The sequence below is a fragment of the Saccharococcus sp. Marseille-Q5394 genome (genome assembly GCF_946901335.1).
Classification (GTDB): Bacteria; Bacillota; Bacilli; order Bacillales_A; family Planococcaceae; genus Sporosarcina; species Sporosarcina luteola_C.
In genome coordinates this window covers 732,501-758,060 of sequence record NZ_CAMPPQ010000002.1, presented here as the reverse complement: position 1 = coordinate 758,060, position 25,560 = coordinate 732,501, and the positions used below count along the sequence as shown (strand labels likewise).

The following is a 25,560-nucleotide window of genomic DNA, read 5'->3' as shown; positions in this document are numbered from 1 at the left end:
TTACAGTACCCCCTGTTTACTTTTTGTGAAATTAGGCATTACCTCTTCTGTGAATAACTTCAGACTCTTCATCATTTTCTCATGCGACAAATGACTATGGTTTACCCAGAGCAATAGATTTTGTAAATTCAACTCTTCTTGTAGTTCCTGGATTTTTTCTGTCACATACTCCGGTGTACCGAATAATAGGTTTCGCGGATGAAGGAATTCATACGTTAACTGTTGGCCATGTTTCACTTCTTCACCTGGATCCATCAGATTTCCAAGACCCCTCCAGTGGCAAATCCATCGATATGTGTTCAGTACTGCTTCGGCAGCGTCTTCACGAGCTTGCTCCATCGTTTCTGCTACATACACATCGCGGACAAGTGCAATCCCTTCGCCTAGCGGCACTTCGTAGCCACGTGCTTTCGAGGCTTTTTCACGATATAATTCAAAACGCCCTTTCAGCTCTTTCACTGTAGGCATCCAGAACATCCCGTTGATGCCGGTTTCAGCCGCAATTTCAATTGAACGCGGGGAATCAATCGTTTGCCAAATCGTAGGCATTCGATTTTGGTAGGTGTTTGGCATAATCGAAATTTTATTGATTTCACCTTTTTCCATATCCATGAATTCGGGAGACGCTGGACTCATTGGGTGACTCCATTTCAATCCTTCTGGCGGATACTTGTAAATATCCCCTTCATGTGAAAAGAAGCGATTGGACCATGCCTTCTTCATAATCTCCAACGTTTCTTCAAACAAAGCGCGGTTTTGATCATTGTTTTTCGGATCTGCTAATGGATTTAGATTAGCTGCTTCACGACCGTATAGTCCCCGTGCTAAACCAACTTCCACGCGTCCTTTGCTCAATTGGTCCAGCATGGCAATATCCTCAGCCAAGCGCAATGGATGCCAAAAAGTAGCGACATTCGCTGCCTGACCGATGCGAATATTTTTTGTTCTAGCTGCAATGTCTGCACCCATCATCAGTGGATTTGAAATCAATTCATTTCCTTCATGACCGAAGTGATGTTCTGTGTACCAAATGGAATCGTAACCGTTTTCATCGCAATAGATTGCTTGTTCACGCGCCTCATCCAATACTTTGTAATACTCGTCATGACGACCTGGCCCCGCTAGGTTTGCAAAAATTCCGAACTTCATACCAATACTTCCCCCTTGTTTTCAGTTATCGTTATACAACTTTTTCGCTATCCCTTTTTTCAATCCCTTTGCGCTCTCTTTCACATGCATTCGCATCGTTTTTTCGGCTGCCTCCCGATCCCCACTTAGGATGGCGGCCAATATACGTTGATGTTCCTTCAGAGATTCTTCCAAACGGTTAGGAACATCGATACTTAGGTAAACATATCCATTGTATGGAATTTGATTTAATAAAAGATTGTAGAAATACCCCATCTTAGAGTTATTAGCTCCATCTAGAATTGCTTTGTGGAATTGATTATTTGATTCAACAAACAGTTTATGATCTTTTTCCCCTACAGCTTTCTCCATTAAAGCTACTGCTTCTTTAACTTTTTCGATCGCTTCCTCGTTTCCACTTTCCGTAAGGACACCTGCTGCAAAGCCTTCCAAAGCTTCTTTCACCGTAAATAATTCATCCAAATCTTTTTCCGTCGGTTTCAGTACGCAAGTTCCAACGCGTGGGATTATTTCAACTAAGCCCTCACGTTCTAGTTGCTTTAACGCTTCCCTTATCGGGGTCCTGCTCACCTTATACGTCTGTGATAATGCAGCTTCAGACAATTGTTTACCAGGTTCGTATTCTCCCGTAATGATTGCTGTACGTATCGCATTGGTTACTTGAGTCGTGATACTTGTTGTTAATATCGTTTGAGTGATGACTAACACACCTCACTTTCTGTTTATTCGTATTGCCATGTACCATGGTAGAAAAACGTATGCATTACCTAACAAGACGACTTACATTGAAGTAAAAACTAGTATCCTCTTGCATTTACCATGTACCATGCAAGGAGATTTGATAATAGATTAATATAGAACTAATCAGATGTCAACAAATATTTAGAATGTTTACTGTAGTTATTTCACTACCCCCCTCTCCCCTACGCAAAATCCTCATTAAGATGAACTTCGAAAAATTCAATTGCGCGGTCCCTGTAGGATGGGTTCAATTTATTTATTTTCCAAGAAAATTCCCAAGACAATTTTATATTCCTATACTGTTCCAAGTTGGCTATAGATTTGTTACCTTTTAAGGATGGGTTATGCGTGTTTAATATCCTGAAACGGGTATCGTACACAGATAAGGCCTGACTAAATGGAGAGGAAGTAGCTGCATCCAATCGTCCTCTCAAATGTAAAGGAAAGGTGAACTTGCATGATTGAACTCAACCAGATATCAACCTTATTTCTAGCAGCAGCACTGTACCTGCTCGGCACAGCGCTTGTCAACCGGATCGGCATCCTTGACCGGTTCCTCATTCCTGCGCCGGTCGTTGGCGGTCTACTGTTCGCGATTGTCGCACTCATTTTGAAATCTACCGGCATTATCGAGGTTTCATTGGATACATCCTTGCAGTCCTTGTTCATGGTAGCCTTTTTCACGACAGTTGGACTGGGTGCAAGTTTTAAGCTGATCAAACTTGGCGGCAAGCTACTACTCATCTATTTACTGCTGTGTGGCGTAACCGTTTTCATGCAGAACGTCATCGGCGTCTCACTTGCAAAAGTGTTCAATATTGATCCGCTGCTTGGCGTAATGAGCGGCGCTGTTTCGATGAGCGGAGGGCACGGAGGAGCGGCTGCATACGGTCAGACGATTGAGGGTCTCGGCATTACTTCCGCTGTGACAATCGGGATGGCAGCAGCAACACTCGGTTTGATTTGCGGCAGCCTGTCAGGCGGTCCGATCGCCCGGCACCTAATTGGCAAACATGGCTTGAAACCGCAGGAAGGCGTAGTGGCTGAGTATATGGAAGAGGATGAAAAGCCGATCAGCCAACATTCGTTCATGATTCAAGTGACAATGATCACATTAGCGATGGCAGGCGGAATAGTCCTAGGCGACCTGTTCACCGAAGCAACCGGCTTTGTCTTGCCCGGATATATAGGTGCGATGTTCTTTGCGGTGCTCATCCGCAACATCATGGACCGTTTCCTGCCGGGAACTGTCAATATGAAGGAAATCAATCTCATCGGAGACGTGTCACTCGCCATCTTCCTATCCATGGCACTCATGAGCATAAAACTATGGGAACTCGCGGGTCTAGCACTTCCGCTCGTGGGCATTATCCTCGTTCAAGTGGTCTTCATTGTCGGATTCTCCGTGTTCATCATGTTCCGCGCACTCGGCAAGGATTATGACGCAGCGGTAATGATTGCCGGTTTCCTAGGACACGGACTCGGTGCCACACCAAACGCGATGGCCAATATGGGAGCCACTGTCAATAAGTTCGGCCCTTCACGCACCGCATTCCTAGTCGTACCGATCGTAGGCGCGTTTCTAATGGACGTCGTCTTCAGCGCACCGATCATCATCACAACAATTAACTTGTTGGCACCTAAGTGAATTTGACGGTGCCACTTTGATGGTGCCTGTGCAAGAAACATTCATGATAATTCAACCAATTTGAATAAGTATACATCATTATAATGAGAAGCTGGTGCTCCCGGCTTCTCATTTAATTTTTATACAATTGTAGCGTATTTACTGAATAGTGTCTTACACAGGCACCTCATAATTAATCCCGCCCACTTCAGGTCCAAAGTCACGAAATGACGATAACTCCTCGAAAGTGACCGATAACTTCTGGTAATTGACCGATATCCCTCGCAAAGTGACCGATAAAAAGTGAGAAATGATCGATAACCATTGAGATTTGACCGATAACAAGCCAGCCCACCCTTAAAACTCCCCCACAAAACAAGGAAACTCCACCGCCTGCCGCTTCAACTCCCAAAACGACCGCCATAGTCCCGATTCTTCACAATAAACGGACGCATCCATCTTGCCGCTCACATCGCCCACCCGCCTAGCAGGAATGCCGTAAATCCTACGATGCTGCTTCCTCGCCTCCTCCTCTCTTTCCGCAAAATATACCGCGAACCGTCTCCCGCCAATCGGCACGACGAAAAGCTTGACTGTACACATCTCCAACCAATTTTCATTCCGCATTCTCCCAATCGCCCCGTAATCCAATTGCTCATAAGGAATCCGGCTTTCAGGGTCATCCCACTGCACAAGCCCCTTCTGCACTGCGTAATAGACAGCATGCGCCATATTTGGTTCATCGTACAAAACCGCATCATGAAATAGCTCTTTCACTGTCAGCTCCAATTCCAATGACCTCCCCAATAAATTTATTGTAAGCCGCATAAGCTGTCCCCACCGGTCCCTTCCTGTTCTTCGACACGATCAATTCCAACTGCGCGAGCATGTATTGACCAGACCTTTCATCCCTTATATAGATGCGAGTTTGGGAAAAGGATACTGCGAGAGGAAATTTATTTTTTCTCAATAAAAAATCACCAACCATTTCCGACTTTTTGTCGATGGTTGGTGATTATCTTTTTGTATGCCCATCCATTGCAGCAAGCAAAGCATAATAAGTAATTCCTAAAATATACTGTAGTACACCCATGACTCGTTAGGCATATCACCCCCACATTTGTAGAACAATGTCGAAATTCGGATTGACAGAAAACTTTTTCTAATCGATACTTTGAATTACACATAATTTCGAAAGGAGATGAAAATGTAAAATCGCCTTAGTATACAGACCCAAATAATTTGAAGGTGGAGATGCCCATATGTTACTAGCAAAGTATCCGAGAAGAAGGTACACACACGCAAAAACACCAATAGAAAAGTTAACTCATCTAACCAAGCTATTGAACGGTCCTACAATCTATATAAAACGGGATGATTTACTAGGACTTGCCGGTGGCGGGAATAAGACGAGAAAACTGGAATTCCTAATTGCCGATGCAATCCGCATCGGGGCAGACACGATTGTCACTGGTGGTGCTCTCCAATCAAACCATTGCCGACTCACGTTAGCCGCCGCCATTAAGGAAGGTTTAAAATGTCAGCTAATTTTGGAGGAAGGTGTTGCTACTCCTTACGATCCAAATGCAAACGGCAATAATCTGCTATTTAACTTACTAGGTGCCGAGTCTATCAAGGTTGTGCCGCATGGCTCCGATATGCTAGCGGAAATGCACGCATTGGGCGAGGAATTAGCCATGGCAGGCAGGACACCTTATGTAGTTCCTATCGGAGGATCTAATGAATTGGGATCGGTTGGATATGCAGCGTGCGCCCAAGAGATCCTTCAACAATCTTTTGAAGACGGACTTGTACTGGACGATGTAGTCGTTGCGAGTGGCAGCGGCGGAACACAGGCAGGGTTGATTGTCGGTTTCCATGCAAGCAGGGCGCCTATTAACGTGCATGGCATCAATGTTTCTAGAACAAACGAAACACAGATCCCGCTCATTACAAATCTTGTGCAGCAAACAGCGGATTATCTAAACGTATCAGACAATCAATTAGCTGCTCGTGTCCACTGCTACGATGGCTATGTTGGTGAGGGCTACACTATTCCGACACAAGGGATGATTGAAGCGGTACAAATGTTGGCGAGAACGGAAGGCATCCTACTTGATTCCGTTTACACAGGAAAAGTGATGGCAGGACTCATCGACTTGATTCGCAAGGGAGCATTCAAGAAAGAAGACAACGTCCTGTTTGTTCATACAGGTGGGTCTACGTCGTTATATGCAAATCCTACCCTGTTCGATGAGGATTTATTTGTGTTATGAAGCTATACCGGAAGTGAGGACAGCCTATGAAAATACCTTTTACGAAGATGCATGGAATTAGAAATAATTATATTTATATCGATGCGATCACTCATGAATTCGATGATTCGATCTTCAATCAATTAGCGATAGACGTCTCAAATGTCAATACAGGCATAGGATCGGATGGACTCATTGTGATCCATCGGAGTGACGTGGCGGATGTCGGAATGCGGATTTTCAATAAGGATGGGTCGGAAGGGCAAAGTTGCGGCAACGGTTTACGCTGCACAGCAAAATATGCTTATGAAAATTATCTTGTTTCTAGTAACGTCTTCCGTATTGAAACGAAGGCGGCTATCGTAACTGTCGAAGTGTACGGCGATAGAGAGTGTATAGACAAAGTGACAGTAGACTTAGGACCACCCTCATTAAATCGGAGTCAAATTCCGATGCACGGTCCTGACGATAACCAAGTGATTGCAGAAGAATTTCACATTGCGGCGCATTCATTGCAAGTGACGGCCTTATTTTTGGGCAATCCAAATGCTGTGTTTTTTGTCGATGCGATCGAGGAAGCACCTTTACACGAGCTGGGCGCAATCGTTACCGATGATCCGCGTTTCCCGGATCGGGTGAATGTCGGATTTGTTGAAGTTCTCTCTCGACATGAAATGAATTACAGAGTATGGGAACGAGGTTCCGGTGTAACAGAAGCTTGTGGAACAGGAGCAAGCGCGGCTGTCGTCGCAGCGATTTTAAACGGCTATATCGATAAAGGGATCGATGTCACAGTCCATTTGAGCGGCGGAGATCTATACATTAAATGGGCAGACGATGATCATGTTTGGATGACCGGACCGGCGGAGACTACGATTCAAGGGGTCTTCCACTGGAAGCGTCAGGAGTAATAAATAGATATCATTCAAAAGGGGGAGCAATTGCATGGCGAAAAAATTAAAAGCGTATCGTTTTCCACTCATTCTTCTAGCTTCCATTATCATCGGATCTATTATCGGGCTTATTTTTGGAGAAAAGGCCAGTGTCATTAAACCGTTCGGGGATTTATTCTTAAATTTACTATTCATGATTGTTGTTCCACTTGTGTTCTTCTCCATTTCGTCAGCTGTCGCGAATATGGATAGCATGAAACGTCTAGGAAAAATCATGGGTTCCATGCTGTCGGTATTTATTATTACAGGGATCATTGCATCCATCACGATGTTAGTGGCCGTTGTTATTTTCCCGGTCGGCTCCGGGGTGGATGTTCCTATGGAGATTGTTGAAAACACGGAAGTTCTGTCGTTATCCGATCAACTCGTAAATACTTTTACAGTACCGGACTTCGTAAATTTATTTTCACGTAAACATATGCTTGCGTTAATCGTATTCTCGGTGTTATTAGGGATTGCAACTGGGCTCACCGGCGAAGCTGGCAAGCCATTTGCCCGCTTTTTAGAAAGCGGCTCTGAAATCTTCATGAAAGTGATTCAACTCGTCATGTACTATGCACCGATCGGCTTGGGCGCCTATTTCGCAGCGCTTATCGGAGATTTCGGCGGAGAACTGATTGGTGATTATGCGCAAGCGTTCATCCTATATTACCCTGTTGCTTTTCTATACTTTGTACTTGGATTCACGCTTTACGCATTCATTGCCGGCGGAAAAAAAGGAGTTGTCCGTTTTTGGAAAAACATCCTTGCACCCGCGGCAACCGCACTTGGCACGGGGAGCAGTTTTGCAACCCTACCTATTAACTTGCAGGCAGCAAAACAAATCGGCGTGCCAAAGGATATACGGGAAACCGTTTTGCCGCTCGGCGCGACCATTCATATGGATGGATCTTGTCTGTCTGCCATTCTCAAAATCGCGTTCGTTTTCGGAGTGTTCAATATGGATTTCACAGGATTCGGCACCTTCGTGACAGCAATTGCGATTTCCTTACTGTCAGGTGTTGTGATGAGCGGAATTCCTGGCGGCGGATTTATCGGTGAAATGGTCATCGTCACACTTTACGGCCTGCCGATCCAGGCATTGCCGATGATCTCAGCAATCGGCGTCGTTGTTGACCCTCCTGCAACTATGGTTAACGCAACCGGTGACACAGTCGCAAGTATGCTTGTGACGAGGCAGCTGGAAGGAAAAGACTGGATGGATAATGTGAGCGTAGAATAAGAGCAGAAAGAGTATATATCCAAAAGTCCAAACGAATCGGAAAACCCCATCCAGTATTAGGATGGGGTTTTTTAGTTTATTTTATCTTGAGCACATCAAAAGGTCTAATGATCCCAATCAATTCTCCATCAGCATGACCGTTTTCTGTAATGAGCAATGCTTCCAAACGGACACCTCTTGAAATCGCCCGCTTGAAATAATCTTCAGCTTCATACACAGAAAGGTCTTTGTCGACAAATTCAAATGGCTCATTACGATCTTCATAATTGTACACCTCGGAAAGTGTCGGTATTTCCCGGGAAATGGAGTCTTCTGTCGAATGGCCCGCCAACCAATAGGTGATATCTGCAGCCGTAACCAAGCCCTTGAATTTACCATTCTGATAAAATGGGATTTGGGTGAACCTGCTTTCGGCCATCAATTTCAATGCCGCAGTTAACGGATCCTCCGCTTGCAAAGTATGTACTTTACAGCCGAAAAGAGCACCTACACGAAGTGGATTGCTTAGTTTCTGTTCAATCAATTCGATGCGCTCCACAATTTCATCATGGGGTTCTGCAATCACATAGTCGATGTCTGTTCGATTATGAACGATTGCATTACGCAAATCTCCAAGCTCCCGCAAATCATCTTCGTATTTGCGAACAACGGAGTTTGTAATCTTCACTTTATCAATCAGGCGATAAAATGGGGTATACTCATCGCCTTCCGCTTTTTCAGAAAGTGTTTTCTCAATCCGGTTATAAGCGACAATAAAACGCTCTGAATTTTTCACAGTCATCAGTGCATGCAACTCCTTTTGAAAGGAGTATACCCATTTTCCCCTCACCAACTAACCACTGACTGTGCCTGCCTTCACTTTTCCATTACAAGCCTTCAGGTCTTCGAATAACAAGAACATCACATTTTGCGGAGCGTACAACATTTTCAGAGACGCTGCCCATAATGAAACGTTCCACTGCATTTAAACCCGTGGCCCCGCAGATAATTAAATCTGCATTCAGTTTTTTCGGGAGGTCTTTTGAAATCATCACTTTCGGTGAGCCATATTCGACAACGACGTTGACGTTTTGCACACCAGCTTGGACAGCTTCCGCTTTGTAGTTGTTTAGCAATTCCTCGGCGGATTTATACGCGCTTTCAGCGATTGAACGGTCATAAGCTTCAGCAGAAGAATACGAACGTGTATCAATGATGTTGACCAAATTCAATGTGGCTTCATTTCGGTCTGCAATTGCCACCGCCTTTTTGAAAGCCCATTCCGCCTCTTCTGATCCATCTATTGCGATAATTATTTGTTTGTAGTCCATTGACATAGATCTCACTCCATTCTCTTCATAATGTACTACTTCGACAAGTAAGGTACATTTCCTTCCCCAACAAACAAAGAAAGCCCTCTTTATTCGACAAATTTATGTACAACCCTTTCAAACTTGTCCCATGATGAATTTTCAGAATAGACTTGCGGTTCCATCCCCCTCTTTGTACAATGGAGACGAGAGGAGCGATCGTATATGGGCATCCGGAACTTAAAAAACCACCTGTAATGAGAAAACAATTACAGGAGGAATAAACATGACAACAAACGAATGGGTCATCCCTTTCTATAAGAATCAATTTGAATGGTTACGAGACATAGAACCAGAAATGGCAAGTTACTTACAAAAAGATGCCGAGAAAATCGAAGAGCAGATCGGCGCCAGGTTCGAATCAATGCTTGATATTGGAGCAGGGATCGGCAGTATCGCCAGGGCTCTGGACGCTCACGGCATCACGATGACTACGTTGGAACTTGTTCCTGAATTAGTCGAAGCTTCGAGACTTCGTTCACCGAAAACGATTGACATTCATATGGGTGATTTCTACACTTATACGTTTCCTACCCAATTCGACGTCGTCAGCTATTTCGACGGCTTTGGCATCGGTACCGATGACGACCAGCTGACTCTTCTGAAACGGATGAAAAGCTGGATGAAAAATGAAGGCTTTGCACTCATTGACATCTATAACCCTAATTATTGGCGCACCATTGCAGCAGGCCAAAAGATGAAGATTGACGAGGCGGAGCGGATCTATTCTTTTGACGAGGAGAACTGTCGAATGATCGATAGCTGGTGGCATAACGAGAACCCGGAAGAAGTCGTTACACAGTCGCTGCGTTGTTATACAGTCGACGAAATAAGTGCACTATGTAAAAAAGCCGGACTGACAATCACCGGCATCTTCCCTGGCGGTGCCATGGATTTCGACAAATGGGCATATACAGAAACGGCCGCGCTATCCAGTTGCCTTTCCTATCGGATTAAATTGATAAAAACCACTTGAGAAAATTAAATGACAGTCTTGCTGCGATTACTGCTGCAAATGTGAACGATTCGCACCCGAATTGGCAGTATAAAAAGCAATAAGAAAATGCTCAGGCATAATTACCTGGGCATTATTTCTTGTCCTATCATTTGTTTAACATTCGCGCCGGTTAATGGAATAAATATAATAAGTTGTAAACCTATGTTATAGGATTACTATTTATCTATAACAATGGATAATTTATAGTTTGCATAGTCATTTAATTCTTTCAGAAATTGACTCATTAATTCTGTGGATGGAAATTTACATTCGAGAATGTAACAACCATCTCCACTGATTTTATAATTATTTATTAAATATTTCTCTTGTGTTCTTAGAAATGACAGATAAGGTTGATGAAAAATGCTTTCTGTAATAATCGTGATAAATGCATGTATAGTAAAACCTAATTTGACTCGGTTAACTTTAATTGTATAAGCCTCAATAACTCCCAAATCCTCTAATCTTGCCACCCTAGCTGAAGTAGCTGGTCCAGTCAAATGTACTCTATCACCCAATTCCTTCATTGTAATTCGACTGTTCTTGGAGAGTTCTTCTAAGATTTTTATATCCGTATTATCTAACATTTATTTAACTCCTTTCATTAATAAAGTGAATCGGCCAAAAGACTTTATTTTATCTATGTATCCGTCTACGGGTCATAGTATAGACTATACATTGTTCAAAGAAAATCTCAAAAAAGGAGTTAATTAAATATGAATATACAACTTATACGCAACGCTACACTCGTTGTTCAGTACGCAGGTAAAAAGTTTTTAATAGACCCAATGTTAGCAGAAAAAGGAACTTTGCCTGCTTTTGGACCTGAGGTGGGCTTACCTGATGCACCAAGACAAGATCAGAAGAATCCTTTGGTAAGCTTACCAACATCCATTGAGACTATTATCCAAGATATTGATGCAGTCATCGTCACTCATCTGCATCCTGACCACTGGGATATGGCAGCTATAGAAGCATTGCCAAAGGACATTAAACTATTCTCCCAAAATGAAGAAGATGCAACAGAAATACGAAATGCTGGTTTCCAAAATGTCGAGGTTTTACAAGAGGATACCGTTTTTGAGGATGTCCAATTGATTAAAACAAAAGGCGAACACGGAAGAGGTGAAATCTTAAAAGCTGCTGGTTACGTATGTGGAGTGGTTTTTAAACACTCGTCGGAGAAAACATTTTATCTTGCTGGAGATACGGTTTGGTATGATGCCGTTCAGGAAGTAATTAACACACATAAGCCTGAAATTATTGTCGTAAATGCTGGAGATAATCAATTCTTAATAGGTGGTTCTTTAGTAATGGGGAAAGATGATGTCTATGAAGTCTATAAGGCTGCTCCGGACGCAAGAATTATTTCGGTTCATATGGAAGCTGTCAATCATTGGACATTATCAAGAGAAGAATTAAAAAGCTTCATTAATGAAAAAGGAATCTCATCTAATGTTTTAGTGCCAGATGACGGTGAATCATACTCATTTTAAAATAAAAACAGACAGATATTTTTCTAACGGGTTCGGTTGATGGGGAGAAAATACAAAAACACACCCCAATAAGCAACTAAAATAGCGTACGATTCGCACCCGAATTGACAGTATAAAAAGTAATAAAAAATGCTCAGGCATATTTACCTGGGCATTTTTTATTGTCCTATCATTTGTTCAACAATCGCGCCCGTTAAAGCAATAAGCGCATTGTGTATTATTCACAAAGAACTTCCCAATTAATAGCTAAAAAGTCTTGTTCCACTTGAGCTGTCATATTGTTTTCCGCACAGGCATTTTTCGCATTTTGAAACGAGTTAAAGTTTGAAACAACAGATATTACAAGAAGTGAAGCAATGATAAAAGGAACTATAAATAACTTTTTCTTTTTAGGGCTCAAAGTAATCCCCTCCTTACTCCATTATCTGGGTCCGCTTGCTGAATAAGCCGTCTTCTTATAGCTCTATTTTAGCACAAAATCTTTTACTCCCTTAAACGTCTTGAGTTATTTCTAACAAATTTTCTCAACCCCCAATCAATAATCTTATTAGCAGCGCAATTAGCAGAGGCACATAAATTTACAACAAAAATTGGGACACCAATTCAAGTGTGAATTGTGTCCCCATTTGCTACGCTTTTTAACGTTTCCTCGCCATCAACCGAACCCGTTACTATCCAGCTTCTTCTTTTTTAAACGTAGCTTTCACACAGATACCTTCCCCAATTTACGTTTCCTCTTTTTCAGTAAGACGGCAATCAGTAGTGCAAGCAGGCCGACAAAAGTGAGCAAAACGGCGTACGCGGTTAAGATAATGCCATTCGGCTTTGTAAGGACCGCTAAAATATTCGCATCATGTTCGACGATTTTCCTGTCTTTTGCATGTTCATAATAAGCAGGTACTTTTGCAACATCGTCCATTTTTTCGAAGGATTTGAAGTAATTCGCAATCGCATACCATTCTTTCACTTCCTGTTGTTCATTCATATAGATGATCCGGTCTTCAAAGTCCGTTACAGGGCTGCCGTCTTCATTTTTCGGGACAACCGACAGAATGCCGAATGACTTTTCATTTACATAAGGCAGCATTTGAACGGAATATAAGCCGCCCACAACACGGTACAGCTTTTCGTCATCGATTTCTTCCTTTGTGCCATCAAAAGACTGCAATTGAATGTCTGTCACCTTATTGAATAGGAAGCGGTTTGTATTAAACGTATAACTTAAACCTGCAATATACAATTGGACTTCATTCATAATTGGTGTGATCGATGCATCGACTTCCGCAACGGTTTTCAGTTCCTTCCCCGTTAAATAGATATCCAACAGCGGATAGCCGGAACTCCCGTCCGATCCGACGCCCAATGAATACACCTTAAACACATCTGCAACCGTAATAGGTCCCTTGCTGAATGAATCCCTGATATTCCCGTACGGCACTACCGCTGCAGCGATCGGCTCATAAGCGCTTCCTTCCAATTCCCGTATCGTGTGAATAAATGCGTCACCAATCAAATTGCCGATCGGTTCTTCTCGTTGTTCAACCCCGAGTTCTGTGAACGGGGTGAAATCGAAAGATGATACAGCGAGCACTTCATCAAATTCCATCCCGAAGCGGTTGAGGTATTCTTCCTGGATCGTCTGTTTATAGTCCTCGATTGTTACGGCGATCACGGGATCTGCAGGGAGCGATTCATCGATCTTCCGCAATTGGTACTGATTGACTGCCCAGTTAGCCTTGCTGTCCTGAGAAATGTTGAGGATGCCCAAATTCTCTCCATACTCACCTGCCGACACGATAACTGTATCCCCCACAATAATCGGCTCCATGAGTGTCGTATGGCTATGACCACTAATAATGACATCAATGCCCGACACGCTCTTTGCCAGTCGTTCATCTTCCGATTTGGACGGGTCAGTCGCTGTCCCCGAATGGGAGAGTGCAATCACAAGGTCCACACCCTCTTTTTCCTTCAATGCAGCGACCGTTGACTTGGCGTTCTCTACCGCGTCACGAAAAGTCACACCAGACATCGGTGCGTTACCGGCGGCTTCTTCCCCCATCAGCCCGAAGATGCCAATCTTGACCCCCTTACGTTCGAGGACGATATAATCCTTTACGCCGTATGCATCCACCGCTTCTTTTAACGCTTGTACGTCGGCAGCTATCTTTCCGTCTTCATCTTTCGGGAATTCCATATTGGACATAACAATGCCGGGAAGCCGCACGCCGCTGTCTTTCGCAGCGAGCAAGCTTTCTGCAAGACCGTCTGCCCGGAAGTCAAATTCATGATTCCCAAATGTGGTCGCGTCATATCCCATCTGACCAAGCATGGTGAGGCTCGGTCCGTGTGAAGTGAAGACGGTTTGAAACAGCGTCCCCATCGAGAAATCACCGGCATCCACTACGATTGCATCCGGATCTTTACTCCTCTGTTCCTGAATGGCGCTGGATAATCGGGCATATCCGCCGACGGTCATTTTCCCTTGTTCCCTCTCAACTTCAAATGGCAGCAGATTGTCATGCATGTCATGCGTGAAAAGGATTGTGATGGAATCTCCGGGTGTATCTGCGCTTCCATTAGGAATAGGCATAAAAAAGACGATTGATGTAATAAAAATGAACAAAACCAAACTGCTCCCTACTTTACGAATCGGAATCCCCCTCTTCCATCTATCTCTGCAGTATGGCTCTCTTACTGCATGTCTGCGAAGCTGAACCTCACGCCGATTTTTTCGTGAGGTGATAATTCATCTCTCCACAGCGCATGGCTCTTTTCCATTTCGGCGCGTGCGAGCTCTTCTGCTTGCCCGTAGTCCCCTCTTAAAGCGGCGTCCATCAATTCCTTATAATAGCCTAACGATGCCCGGCGCCGAAAAGCGCTTTCAAAATACTTGATTGCTATCTTCTCATAGGCCGAATCAAAACTATTGAGAACAAGCGAGAACAGGGGATTCCCGGATAATCTTGCCAGCCCTTTTTGGATCTTCCAATCATAAGAAGCGAAAGCTTGCGCAGTATCCGGCAGCTCATCGATTTCCGACAGCAATCCGATGACTTTAGGTTGATGGAGCTTCAATGCGTTTTTTACATAATGGGGTGTCAGTGCAACTCGCATCTCCAAAAAGTAGAGAACAAACGCATCCGGCACCTCATCGAAGTACTCGATAATATCGACGATTGTCGTACTGTTGCCTTCATACCAATAATCATTCACCACCGCACGCTGCCCTTTTCTGAGCGACAGCCATCCACCGTGGCTAAGGCGCTGCAATACTTCCCGTATGGCTGGACGCCCTATTTGATACATCACAGCTAATTCTCTTTCCGTCTCCAACTGACTTCCTGCCGGATAGTCTCCTTGGAGAATTGCTTTTATCAGTTCTTTTTCAACAGCTGCTGTTCGACTCATCGCAAAATCTCCTTTGACTGCGCAACCCGTAGCGTGCCGGGCACGATTCCCTTTCATTCAGGCGCGCTTCTCCAAATTCTTGGCCGTCTCACTTTTCTCGACCAGTTTTTGATCTTTAAACGTTCCAAATGTTTTATCGATAGAGGTATGCGTCACACCAAACCAGTAGTTCTCATTTTTGAAATGATGCCATAGATGCACTTTCTTAATCTTTTTTCCGAATGCTGTGCGCGGCTGAATCGGCCGGTGCGCAACATAATGCTTCCATTCATAAATCATAAAATAGAGGACAATACCTGCAAGATAAGCAATCGTGAATGTGAAATTGTTTGTGATGAAGTAGCAAATGGTCGAAAAGATTGCGAAGCCGGGCAAACTGAACCAAATCGGTAGGAAAAGCAATTTTAGATCATCCGGGTAGGCATGGTGATCGAAATGTAAGCGCTTAATCACTTTCAATAAAAAAGGATTTTCCGGCGTTTTCATGTGAAATATAAAACGATGGATGACATACTCACTAATTCCATACGTAGCCATCCCGATGCCGAACGCAATCCACGTACCATAGGAAAGAAGATGGAAAAACGTATAGCCCATGAGCGGAGCAAGCAGAACAAGCATGATCGTAACGTCCGGATACGTAACAAACTCTTTCACGTACTTGGCATTCATTGATAATCCCCCTGTCTGTCAGTTGAACTTCCTCCCAATTTCCTAACTTGGAAAGCGTTCACTTGGTAAGACCAATTTATTTTTTGGTGTTACCTAACTATATAACGTCCGGGATAGTTTTACAATTGTTTCTTTTCAATTTATATTTTGGCGAGTGGGCAAATGAATAAACTAAAAAGACCACCCACATTAGGCGGTCTGTAATAAATAATAGCGATAGGTTTTTTCATCGTGGAACGACAGTATGGCTACGATCTATTCCTAAACATATTCCGGGTGTCCGTGCAGCTTGCATCCGAATAGATAGCAACCGCCTTCATGATGCAACTCAAATTCAAAAGCCGGACGGAATCCCGACTGCAATTTTGAAAACAATTGCTGCAGTCCGCTCAATTCTTCTTTCAGCTCCTCTATCCTTTCTGCTTTATCGGTTTCAGACCAACTTTCATCGCAAAGTTCCTGTCTCTCTTCCTCTAATTCATTCAACTTGCCTGCAATTCCCTGATCGATCACTTGCCGACAAACCTGCAATTCTTGCAGATGAAATAAAACATACGCATACCGGCTAATTACATAAGGCGAAATAAAATAGTCCGCCCACTCTTTTTCATACATCTCCCGCGCTTCTTGGAAACAGCCTAGTTCCACATAGGCATCCGCTGCTTCGAGAGCACCTAGATAATGATCTGACTCGCTGTTCCATCTGTCCAATATCAATTTGGCATCCGCCGTCTCTTCATTTTGGATGCGCGCAATCACTTCATACCAGCTGATGCAATCCGAGTCTTTAGCGATGGAATGAAACCCTTCTGCCGCCTGTCGGAAACGGCCGGTATGATAGTCGGCAACCGCCAAATTATGAATCGCTTCAGGCGACGGCTGGATGGCGATTGATCTTTTCAGAATATCCCTTGCGCCTTCCCAGTCTTTTTCCTGTAGCGCAATTTCACCGAGCATATTATACGGAAAATATGACTGTGGATTCAGTGCCACCACTTCTTCGAGAAGCGGTTTTGCACGGTGAGCATCCTCTTCTTCATATAGATACATCCACGCAAGATTATTCAGCGATTGCACAGTGCGCTCTTCTATAACCGCTTGTTCTAGCAGCTCGAGTGCCTCTGTATAGTTATTGTCTTCAAATAACTGAAGCGCTTTTTCATTGATGGCCATATCTTTACCCTCCTCTCCAAAATCAATGATTGCTAATGAAGCTTATGTAATATAAAAAGCACCCTTTAAAGGATGCAGCATACTTATTCTGGTTTTCCTTCAACAACCATTTACACAGAACTATCTACGGATAATCTCAATGAAATGCTTCAAAATCCTCGCGGTAAGTCCCCAAATCGTGTAAGGTCCGTACTCGAAAAACCATTCTTCCATCGTACGCCCTCTCCATTGGTAGTTCTCACCATTCCGGATCTTATCGTAAGGAAAATTCGAATCGGGCGAGAGACTCACCATAACCGGATGCATATACGGCTCATGACTAAGCAGATAATCAAGCGGCACGGTGAACACTTCTTCAACCTCATTTTTATTATAGGACCGAATGATTTCCTTATAATCCACAATCCCGGCAAACGGATAGACAACAAATGACGGAGAGGCAACATACGGACTTAGTGAACCCAGCACTTCTACAGTATCGGGGCTCACCCCAAGCTCCTCATGCGTTTCCCGTAACGCCGCGAATAGAGGAGATTCGTCGGTAGGATCAATTCGGCCGCCAGGAAAACAAATATCGCCAGGCTGGCTCCTCATCGTCGCCGAACGGACTTCGAACAACACACGCCATTGCCCTTCCAATTGGACGAGTGGAATCAAAACAGCTGAACGGAGAGCAGTCGCCTCACCAATGAACAACTCTTGATTGGTACGCAGTTGTTCTCTCCATCTTTCCTGATTCATGACATCATTCCCCTTTCCGCCAAAACAGTCACTCATTACAACTGTTTAAATCGAATTGGTTTCAAACCTTTTCTGAGTCGATCGTTGTTTGACCAATTTCCATATCCAAAGATTGTATAAGCTAAAACCTTAAACAGATCTCCATAATAACTATTATGGGACAGATATTCCCTCTTGAAATCTGAAAGTCTAGTCCAGAACTTACCATAATGGGCCTTATCTTCGCATACATCCATAATGCCTATCAGAGGAAACGGGATTCCTTCCCCTTCGTTCCTATCACAAGCATCCATTAATATAGTAAATGTCTGCTTTTCCATTTTACTTTTACAAAGAATATACTCTTCTTCTTCAAACAAATCAGTATTGTACATTCGAACCTCTCCTTTTAAACACTACTATATTCTACTGCTTCACATTCAAAGCCTCAACCGCCCTCACAATCCTTCTCGAACAGCGATATACTACCGGTCAATAACCAATTCATTCATTGCAACTTCAGTTCTCAGCATCCTTTATATTCACAACAGGTACTGCATTGGAATAAATTGATTTCATCCGAATTGCCTGTCGTATACTGCATGCAACCTTCAAATAAAATTAACAGAATCATCCCATTTCCAGATACCCCTCCACTAAGGATGAAGGCATGGCTAATGGTGTCCAAGCATATAGTCTTGTGTACGCAGCAAGATACATTTGATAGGGGGAGAGTATATGAAGTTTGGTCTTATTCCTAAATTGTTGCTCGGTCTTGGTATCGGTATTTTGATAGGAATCTTTGGCCCCGACTGGATGATCCGCCTCACGGAAACCGGAAATATGTTATTGGGCAACCTCATCAAATTCTTTATTCCTTTAATCATTTTTGCTTTCGTCGCGGCAAGTATTGCAGAATTTGAAACAAAAGCAGGTAAACTATTGAGTTTCACAATAGGTATTTCATATTTGGATACGATAATAGCTTGTGCACTAGCTGCCGTAGCCGCATATTTAATTATCCCGAACTTCGCCTTACAAGCAAGCCAAGCTGTAGAAAGTATTGCAATCGGCGCACCTTTTGTCACCCTTGACATCCCACCACTAATGAATATAATTTCCGCTTTGGTATTAGCGATAATTATCGGAATGGCTTCAACCTGGGGTAAAGCAACCATCCTTTCTGGTGCTGTCATCGAATTTAGAAACGTAATTGAGCGTGTAATTCAAAAATTTATTATTCCTGTTATCCCGATTTTCATCGCTTGCATATTTGCAGGGATAGCGGCAAAGGGAGCATTGTTTGGAACCATATCGATTTTCGGTAAAATGCTCGTTTTAATTGTTATAATGCAGTTTATTTGGCTAATCATTGAATATGCAATAGCAGGGGTAATTTCTAAGCAGAATCCATTTATTGTTTTCAAAGCTATGCTACCCGCTTATTTCACAGCATTCGGGACAATGTCTAGCGCAGTCACAATGCCAGTTTCTCTTAAACAAGCTAGAACGATTCCATTTATTAATAAGAAAATTGCAGATTTTGTCATGCCGCTTACTGCGAACGTTCATCTTTCAGGCGCTGCAATGACGTTAACAATAAGTGCAATCACAGTTTCACTCATTACAGACGGGGTCCTTCCACCAGTCAGCCTAATCATCTCTTTCATTCTTATTCTTGGCGTAATTGAGGTAGGAGCTGTAGGCGTCCCTGGTGGATCCGCTTTAGCCGCAATCGGAATATTACAGTCAACCCTCGGATTCGGAGATGAAGCAATTGGTCTTATGCTAGCGCTATTCATGATTCAAGATAGCTTTGGAACTGCTACAAATATTGCAGGTGACGGATCGATATTGATGATTGTCAATCGTTTTTTCGGAAAGAAAGAAGATGTTCAAGTAACTGCGGATTCGTCTAATATAGAGGACGAACTTGTATGATAATCGAAGAAATTGATCTTCGAAGTGATACAGTCACCCTGCCGAAACCCCAAATGATAGAAGCAATCGCAAACGCAACTCTCGGCGACGATATTATGGGTGAAGATATTACTGTAAATGAGCTCGAACGAAAAGCCGCTACTCTACTTGGGATGGAAGACGCAATGCTTGTCCTATCTGGCACCATGGCAAATCAAATTGCAATTATGGGATTTTCAACACGAGGACAGGAAATAATACTTGGAAACGAATCTCATATTTATAACTTAGAAGGGGCTGCAATGTCGGCAGTAGCACAAGTGCAGGCAAGGCCTATTCATGTACAGGATGGATATTTCGATCCGGAATTAGTGGAGTCGGCAATTTCCACAGGCGATATTCAGAGAGCAAAAACAGCTTTAATCTCCCTGGAGAATACGTATAATTTAAACCTTGGACAAATTGTTTCTCTTGAAAACATGAAAGAAATTCAAGATGTAGCAAAGCAATATAACCTACCTGTGTACCTGGATGGAGCTAGGATCTTCAATGCTTCAGTTGAACTAGGTATAGAACCCTCGGAGTTTTGTAAGTATGTAGATGCAGCTCAATTTTGCCTAACGAAAGGATTGGGTTGTCCACTGGGATCTGTCCTAGTTGGGACAAAAGAATTTATCGATAAGGCAAAAATAAACCGCCAAAGACTAGGCGGTGGAATGAGACAGGCCGGTATAATTGCAGCACCTGGGATTTATGCACTGGAAAATATGATTGATCGATTGAAAGAGGATAATGATAGAGCGAAACGATTGGCTGAGAAACTATCTACTATAGAAGGTCTCATTATTAATTTGAAAGATGTACAAACGAATATCATTTCAGTAGATATACGTCATTGTGAAATGGATGCAGAGCAACTAATTAGCTTTCTTAAAGAAAAAAGGATAAAAGTAAAACAGATAGGGCAAAAAAAAATTCGAATGATTGTACATTATTTAATTACGGATGATGAGGTAAATTATGTTGTTAGTTCATTTAAGGAACTTCTAGAAAACAAGGGATGAAGAAGCAGTTTCACTACAAGGGGATCAGTCCTAGAGATAAAATAATCCATCCGTAATGAGCTACCCACTCAAGGATGGATTATTTTTTATTGTGGAATGACAATATCGAGGCCCACAGGACGCGGGTCATGCAGTCCGTTGCGACAGATGTCGCGTTCATCGACTGCTCTCCTTAATGCCCCGAATGTAAATATAAGCATTAGCGCTAGGATATCCCCCATTTCAGTTTGCAACCAAATCAGTGTATCTACTTTTCAACTATTATAATAATAGTACCATACCACATGAAGAAACTGGAACTATATTACCAGTTTGATATATGATATAATTTACCTGAAGATACATAAAAGGAGATACGAAAAATGGAGAAACAAAAACCGAAAAAACCATTCTATAAAAAATGGTGGGTCTGGCTGATTGCCATTATTATTGTGTTTGCTGTCAATAGCAACGATGATGACAAAGCGGACGCAACCAAAGAGGAAAACAAGCCGGCTGTAACTGAATCGGCAAAGGATAAGCCTGAGGAGAAAAAGGCGGAACCCCAAAAAGAGGAGCCGAAAAAAGAAGATACTAAGGTAGAGGATAACGTACCAAGAGAACATAAATCTGCTTTGAGTAAAGCTGAATCGTACGCAAAAACAATGAACATGTCCAAAAACGCTATTTTTGATCAACTAACATCCGAATATGGGGAAAAGTTCTCCGTGGAAGCTGCCGAGTATGCAATGGCTAATCTTGAATTTGACTGGAAAGCAAACGCTTTGAAAAAGGCCGAATCCTATTCCGAATCCATGCATATGTCCAAAAAAGGAGTCTATGATCAACTTACTTCTGAACATGGTGAACAATTTACTGCCGATGAAGCACAGTACGCTGTTGACAATATGAAAGCGGATTTTAATAAGAACGCCCTAGAAAAAGCAAAAAGCTATCAGGAATCAATGAGTATGTCACCGGAAGCAATAAGAGACCAACTGACTTCTGATTACGGTGAGAAATTCACACAAGCAGAAGCCGATTACGCTATTGCAAACTTAGATAAATAAAACACAATCATGCCCTCGTCCAATTCTATGGCGAGGGCGTTTTTATGCACAGGAATCTTTTGCACTTTTTTTGTGCTATTATTAGGGGTAAATCGATTAACTACATACTAGTAACAAACAAAATGGCAATAATAAGGATTGAGTCATTTTGTACGTACGGCACTATATACAGGAGGTCTCCAAATGAATAATAATGATATATTAATCCGATTACGATATGCTTTGGATTTTAACAATACTGAGATGGTAGACATTTTCAAACTGGGCGGCGTTGAAGTGACAAAAGAAGATGTGCTCCAGTTGCTTACAAAATCAAATGATGATGAAACGGAAAATGTAGAACAAATGAAGTGTACGAATCAAATGTTGGATTCATTTTTAAATGGCCTGATTATCTATAAAAGAGGAAAACAAGAACCAAAACCAGGACAACCTCAAGGTCCAGCAGTATCTGCCGTGACGAATGAAAGTGTGAATAATCTCCTTCTAAAGAAAGTGAAAATAGCACTCGCGTTAACAAGTGAGGATATGCTTGAGATTTTAGAAGACGCAGGAGTCAGTATCTCTAAAAGCGAATTAAGCGCCGTATTGAGAAAAGAAGGGCACAAGAATTATAAACCGTGCCTGGATCGATACGCCAGGAACTTCTTAAAAGGGTTGGCTTTAAAATATAGGGCCTAATGTTAAGGTGTAAAACACAGGTATTTAGTTATCTATATGACCGTCAAAATGCTACCAACAGTTGGCGGTCTGTAATAGAAGGTTCCCTACAAGGGGGATCTGACGAGGTAGAAATAATCCATCCTATGTGAGCTAGACACTCAAGGATGGATTTTTTGTTGTGAAGCAATTGAAAGTCATCATTCGATACTAGATTCGAATGCATTTCAGTATTATGGGGTACAGAACTAGTAACTAATCCGTATACTTCCTGATCGGTGAGCTTCATGCCAGGCGTCCTCCCCTGCAATATGTTCTATTTTCATAACAGGCTTCATAACCTCGTTTAGTAGTAACTATAGTGAGGAGTGGTTGAAATTAGAAAAATAATCTTCGCAATGATGGTCTTAATCCTTGGCTGTTCTTATGCGGTTCCTCAGCATACAACCGCTAAAGCAACAACCGAAATGTATGTACATGCGAAAAATGATATTGTCCTGCGTGCAGAACCAAAACAAAACGCGAAAAAGCTTGGCACCATTAAGAACCATTCGAAAGTTACTGTCATCTCTTCAGCAAAGGAATGGTCCTATGTACAAGCCGGCAAAAGCAAAGGATATGTGTATACGTCCGCTTTATCCAAGAAAAACCCGAAAAGCGCATCAACAACGGTTACCGGTGGCCTCGCACCTAAAGCAGGGTTGATTCTTACGTATGCACCATCGTTCTTAGAAGAGAAGAAAGAAACGTTTACTGTTGAAAAAGAAGATGAATACACGTACTTGTACAATAAAAAGAGTTCCCTGTACCCGGATTTATCGAACTTTACCTACATCGAAGACGGGAAACGACTGCTTATGGGTGTATCGAGTTCCGACCACATCTTCATCAACGTCCCCTATCCATTGAAACAAGGGGCTACCATAATAGATTCATCTTTGATGTTCGAGGAGCAAAAAGTTCTGGTTGAAAGCACGACGAAAACAGTCACCGTGAAAGCCGGTACATTTAAGAACGTTGTCATTCTTCGTTATCCGAGTGGCTCGAGAGTTTACTTCGCAAAAGGGATCGGAATCCTAAAAATCGCAGATAAAAACGGCAAGATTTTTACGGAGTTGGTTTCTGTGAAGGAAGGGAAATAGAAAGAGGTTTTATTTACGGGAAGGCGGTTTATAATTAATAATAGCAATAGGTTTCCTTCAAGGGGGATCAGCTAGTTGGATAAAATAATCCATCCGCTATGAGCTGCGACTTAAGGATGGATTATTTTTTATGGTTACATTGGTTTTGCTAATTAGTAAGTGGTCTTAGTTAAAGTAATGCTTGGCTCATAGTCGCTTATAACCTCGACTATTCCTGTGCCAACTGGAAATATATGATGTTCCAAACCATCTGCTAAGTTGCCGGGAAAATGTGGCTTGAACTGGTCTAGATAATCAGAGTGTAGTGCTTTATAAAAACAAGAGTCGAAATTATTTAGACCACTATCATCCCTCGCTTTCTCTGCTAGTAAGGCAAGTATGGACATGGGGATTTCACTGGTATAACGATACGATACTACATAATCCCCTAAGTATTTTGTCCCCTTATCATAAGTGATGTCTACTCTAGTTCCCTTTTTATCAACTAGGATTATAGTTAGCCCCTTGTCATTGAAACTCATATCAAATTTAACTACTTCAATAAATTCTTTAGTAAATTCAACGGTAGGTTCCCAAGTGATTAGTTTTAGTTTTTTTATCATGTACTGGCCAACTTTCCCATTTTATAGATATTACCGACTCTTTGCTTTAGATATACGAGGTTTTTATCCTTAATAAAAAGACCACATCTCGTCTTTTCGATCTTTCAGCTCTTTAAGCACAAATGCCCGATACTCGACCAGTTCGGGAAACTGATAGAAGAAATTCACCTTTGTCTCTGGCACCGTTTGAGGGCTTTCATTGTACGGTGTTAACATGAAGTGGGCAAAAGACTCTGCGATATCTTCATATGGATTCACCGTAGCATATGTGCTCACAAATGAATCCTTGTTACTTTCATAAAAAGCCATTCTTTCTTCCACAGTTTTATTGCCTGCATCTAACCACTGCTCCTCATATTCCTTCAAAAAAGCTTGATAATAGAGATTCATATAACTGTCAGCGTTATAACATTCCCAGTACAATTTCAAATGAAACTGATCTGCTGGACAGGTATACGAATTTACCAGATCCGCCTTATTCCATGTCAGCATATGGCCATACTCATGAACCAGTATAGCCACCGTGGACGACTGAAGCCAATGCTGTACCAAATTAGAAGGCAACACCAATTTCCCCTCATAAGTATTAACATTCGGGTAAACGTTCTCTTGAAATTCAAGGATTTGCAAATTCATTTTATCCCGATCGTATAACGCAAGCACAATATCAGCGATCCCATTGAAGATCGTCGTTTCTTCGCCTTTCGTCAAAACAAATTCATCTTCTATTAATTCATAGCGAGCGATAATGGATTTTTCATCGTCCTTATCATTAGCAGAAAATGCAAGAACAGATTCATCTCCTACCGCTTGCACATTCAGATATGACATATTGTTTGTCTGTTTGAGATCTCCTGAAAAACTAGTAAAATACTCGCTTCCGTTTGCATCCCCTACATCGCGGCATTCACCTACTGTCTGACATATCTCCGAATCAATCGGCTGCGACCAGTATTCATCGACTACTGGTTCATCTACTTGATGGACCTCTTCAACAATTTCCGTCTCCACCAAGTCAGCAATCGCCTTCTCTTCCTCCTCACATCCCGCAAGTGAAACCATTATTGCAGCGAATACCCCCATGATCATCCCTTTCGATACTCCCATATCCATCCCCCGATTCTTTGTAAGAAAAGCGATTTGATAGCATTAAAAAACCGACAGAGCCCGCGTAGTATGGTATACGGGCAAGTCTGTCGGAAAGTTCCGAAAGATTATAAAGCCAGTTTGTTTGATTAACAGGCAGCTTGTTGATAATTACGGACCTCGTAATCAAAGCACTCCAAACAATTGAAGTGTATAATTACAATAATCTTTTTTGCCTGACTATCAATATTTAGTACCCGGAAATCCGGATA

At 42.5% G+C, this 25,560-nt stretch carries 27 protein-coding genes; 11 read left to right on the top strand and 16 right to left on the bottom strand.

Annotated elements, in window-relative coordinates:
- Together OC538_RS14420 and OC538_RS14415 are read right to left on the bottom strand one after the other, a co-directional pair.
- Entirely contained in the window at positions 1 to 1,149 is a 1,149-nt protein-coding gene (locus tag OC538_RS14420; protein WP_262176744.1) for an LLM class flavin-dependent oxidoreductase, read from the bottom strand.
- A gap of 21 nt (positions 1,150 to 1,170) precedes the next feature.
- On the bottom strand, positions 1,171 to 1,857 hold the full coding sequence (locus tag OC538_RS14415) for a GntR family transcriptional regulator (protein WP_262176741.1): 687 nt from the start codon (positions 1,855 to 1,857) through the stop codon (positions 1,171 to 1,173).
- 490 nt (positions 1,858 to 2,347) lie between these two features.
- Between OC538_RS14415 and gltS the strand changes: the two genes are divergently transcribed.
- The gene (gene gltS, locus OC538_RS14410; RefSeq protein WP_262176739.1) at positions 2,348 to 3,538 is read left to right on the top strand and encodes a sodium/glutamate symporter; all 1,191 of its coding nucleotides are present in this window, start codon (positions 2,348 to 2,350) and stop codon (positions 3,536 to 3,538) included.
- Positions 3,539 to 3,737: 199 nt separating this feature from the next.
- On the opposite strand, the gene OC538_RS14405 is transcribed toward gltS, so the two are convergent.
- A complete protein-coding gene (locus tag OC538_RS14405; protein WP_262176736.1) occupies positions 3,738 to 3,872 on the bottom strand; it encodes a hypothetical protein in 135 nt (44 codons plus the stop codon).
- A 2-nt stretch (positions 3,873 to 3,874) separates the two neighbouring features.
- A complete protein-coding gene (locus OC538_RS14400) occupies positions 3,875 to 4,306 on the bottom strand; it encodes a hypothetical protein (RefSeq protein WP_262176733.1) in 432 nt (143 codons plus the stop codon).
- 473 nt (positions 4,307 to 4,779) lie between these two features.
- Between OC538_RS14400 and OC538_RS14395 the strand changes: the two genes are divergently transcribed.
- From OC538_RS14395 to OC538_RS14385, 3 genes are read left to right on the top strand one after another with little or no spacing between them, the layout of a single operon-like run.
- Positions 4,780 to 5,793 (top strand): D-cysteine desulfhydrase, encoded by a 1,014-nt coding sequence (locus OC538_RS14395; protein WP_262176730.1) that lies wholly within the window; start codon positions 4,780 to 4,782, stop codon positions 5,791 to 5,793.
- A 26-nt stretch (positions 5,794 to 5,819) separates the two neighbouring features.
- Positions 5,820 to 6,683, top strand: a complete 864-nt coding sequence (gene dapF / locus OC538_RS14390) for a diaminopimelate epimerase (RefSeq protein WP_262176728.1) — start codon at positions 5,820 to 5,822, stop codon at positions 6,681 to 6,683.
- 34 nt (positions 6,684 to 6,717) lie between these two features.
- Positions 6,718 to 7,947: a dicarboxylate/amino acid:cation symporter gene (locus tag OC538_RS14385; protein WP_262176725.1), complete on the top strand. Its 1,230-nt coding sequence runs from the start codon at positions 6,718 to 6,720 to the stop codon at positions 7,945 to 7,947.
- A gap of 76 nt (positions 7,948 to 8,023) precedes the next feature.
- Here OC538_RS14385 and OC538_RS14380 read toward each other — a convergent pair whose 3' ends face one another.
- Together OC538_RS14380 and OC538_RS14375 are read right to left on the bottom strand one after the other, a co-directional pair.
- Entirely contained in the window at positions 8,024 to 8,728 is a 705-nt protein-coding gene (locus tag OC538_RS14380; protein ID WP_262176722.1) for a CBS domain-containing protein, read from the bottom strand.
- 85 nt (positions 8,729 to 8,813) lie between these two features.
- The gene (locus OC538_RS14375) at positions 8,814 to 9,263 is read right to left on the bottom strand and encodes a universal stress protein (protein WP_262176719.1); all 450 of its coding nucleotides are present in this window, start codon (positions 9,261 to 9,263) and stop codon (positions 8,814 to 8,816) included.
- A 259-nt stretch (positions 9,264 to 9,522) separates the two neighbouring features.
- Here OC538_RS14375 and OC538_RS14370 point away from each other — a divergent pair, with 259 nt between their 5' ends.
- Positions 9,523 to 10,272, top strand: coding sequence for a class I SAM-dependent methyltransferase (locus tag OC538_RS14370; RefSeq protein ID WP_262176717.1), 750 nt, complete (start codon positions 9,523 to 9,525; stop codon positions 10,270 to 10,272).
- 197 nt (positions 10,273 to 10,469) lie between these two features.
- On the opposite strand, the gene OC538_RS14365 is transcribed toward OC538_RS14370, so the two are convergent.
- Positions 10,470 to 10,880, bottom strand: coding sequence for an Lrp/AsnC family transcriptional regulator (locus tag OC538_RS14365; RefSeq protein ID WP_262176714.1), 411 nt, complete (start codon positions 10,878 to 10,880; stop codon positions 10,470 to 10,472).
- 129 nt (positions 10,881 to 11,009) lie between these two features.
- On the opposite strand from OC538_RS14365, the gene OC538_RS14360 reads away from it, so the two are divergent.
- On the top strand, positions 11,010 to 11,789 hold the full coding sequence (locus tag OC538_RS14360; protein ID WP_262176711.1) for an MBL fold metallo-hydrolase: 780 nt from the start codon (positions 11,010 to 11,012) through the stop codon (positions 11,787 to 11,789).
- A gap of 217 nt (positions 11,790 to 12,006) precedes the next feature.
- On the opposite strand, the gene OC538_RS14355 is transcribed toward OC538_RS14360, so the two are convergent.
- The 7 genes from OC538_RS14355 to OC538_RS14325 form a co-directional block, all read right to left on the bottom strand.
- Positions 12,007 to 12,189 carry a hypothetical protein gene (locus OC538_RS14355; RefSeq protein WP_251696132.1) on the bottom strand — a complete coding sequence of 61 codons (183 nt, stop codon included), beginning with the start codon at positions 12,187 to 12,189 and terminating at the stop codon, positions 12,007 to 12,009.
- 303 nt (positions 12,190 to 12,492) lie between these two features.
- Entirely contained in the window at positions 12,493 to 14,415 is a 1,923-nt protein-coding gene (locus OC538_RS14350; protein WP_262176706.1) for a bifunctional metallophosphatase/5'-nucleotidase, read from the bottom strand.
- 68 nt (positions 14,416 to 14,483) lie between these two features.
- Complete coding sequence (locus OC538_RS14345; protein ID WP_262176704.1) at positions 14,484 to 15,200, bottom strand: GntR family transcriptional regulator; 717 nt, start codon at positions 15,198 to 15,200, stop codon at positions 14,484 to 14,486.
- Between the two features lie 57 nt (positions 15,201 to 15,257).
- Positions 15,258 to 15,872 (bottom strand): sterol desaturase family protein, encoded by a 615-nt coding sequence (locus OC538_RS14340; protein WP_262176701.1) that lies wholly within the window; start codon positions 15,870 to 15,872, stop codon positions 15,258 to 15,260.
- Between the two features lie 261 nt (positions 15,873 to 16,133).
- A complete protein-coding gene (locus tag OC538_RS14335; RefSeq protein ID WP_262176699.1) occupies positions 16,134 to 17,045 on the bottom strand; it encodes a tetratricopeptide repeat protein in 912 nt (303 codons plus the stop codon).
- Positions 17,046 to 17,165: 120 nt separating this feature from the next.
- Positions 17,166 to 17,786, bottom strand: a complete 621-nt coding sequence (locus OC538_RS14330) for an NUDIX hydrolase (protein WP_262176696.1) — start codon at positions 17,784 to 17,786, stop codon at positions 17,166 to 17,168.
- Between the two features lie 35 nt (positions 17,787 to 17,821).
- Positions 17,822 to 18,160, bottom strand: coding sequence for a hypothetical protein (locus OC538_RS14325; protein WP_262176692.1), 339 nt, complete (start codon positions 18,158 to 18,160; stop codon positions 17,822 to 17,824).
- A gap of 343 nt (positions 18,161 to 18,503) precedes the next feature.
- Here OC538_RS14325 and OC538_RS14320 point away from each other — a divergent pair, with 343 nt between their 5' ends.
- From OC538_RS14320 to OC538_RS14300, 5 genes are all read left to right on the top strand, one after another.
- A complete protein-coding gene (locus tag OC538_RS14320) occupies positions 18,504 to 19,706 on the top strand; it encodes a dicarboxylate/amino acid:cation symporter (RefSeq protein ID WP_262176689.1) in 1,203 nt (400 codons plus the stop codon).
- Positions 19,703 to 20,749, top strand: coding sequence for a threonine aldolase family protein (locus tag OC538_RS14315; protein ID WP_262176685.1), 1,047 nt, complete (start codon positions 19,703 to 19,705; stop codon positions 20,747 to 20,749). Before OC538_RS14320 ends, OC538_RS14315 begins: the two co-directional genes overlap by 4 nt.
- Positions 20,750 to 21,111: 362 nt before the next feature.
- A complete protein-coding gene (locus OC538_RS14310; protein ID WP_262176681.1) occupies positions 21,112 to 21,798 on the top strand; it encodes an Ltp family lipoprotein in 687 nt (228 codons plus the stop codon).
- A gap of 183 nt (positions 21,799 to 21,981) precedes the next feature.
- Positions 21,982 to 22,479, top strand: coding sequence for a DUF1456 family protein (locus OC538_RS14305; protein WP_262176678.1), 498 nt, complete (start codon positions 21,982 to 21,984; stop codon positions 22,477 to 22,479).
- A 347-nt stretch (positions 22,480 to 22,826) separates the two neighbouring features.
- The gene (locus OC538_RS14300) at positions 22,827 to 23,600 is read left to right on the top strand and encodes an SH3 domain-containing protein (protein ID WP_262176675.1); all 774 of its coding nucleotides are present in this window, start codon (positions 22,827 to 22,829) and stop codon (positions 23,598 to 23,600) included.
- Between the two features lie 152 nt (positions 23,601 to 23,752).
- Here the strand turns inward: OC538_RS14300 and OC538_RS14295 are convergent, their stop codons facing one another.
- Complete coding sequence (locus OC538_RS14295) at positions 23,753 to 24,202, bottom strand: hypothetical protein (RefSeq protein WP_262176672.1); 450 nt, start codon at positions 24,200 to 24,202, stop codon at positions 23,753 to 23,755.
- Between the two features lie 69 nt (positions 24,203 to 24,271).
- On the bottom strand, positions 24,272 to 25,309 hold the full coding sequence (locus OC538_RS14290; protein WP_262176670.1) for a putative zinc-binding metallopeptidase: 1,038 nt from the start codon (positions 25,307 to 25,309) through the stop codon (positions 24,272 to 24,274).
- Positions 25,310 to 25,560 lie beyond the last annotated feature (251 nt).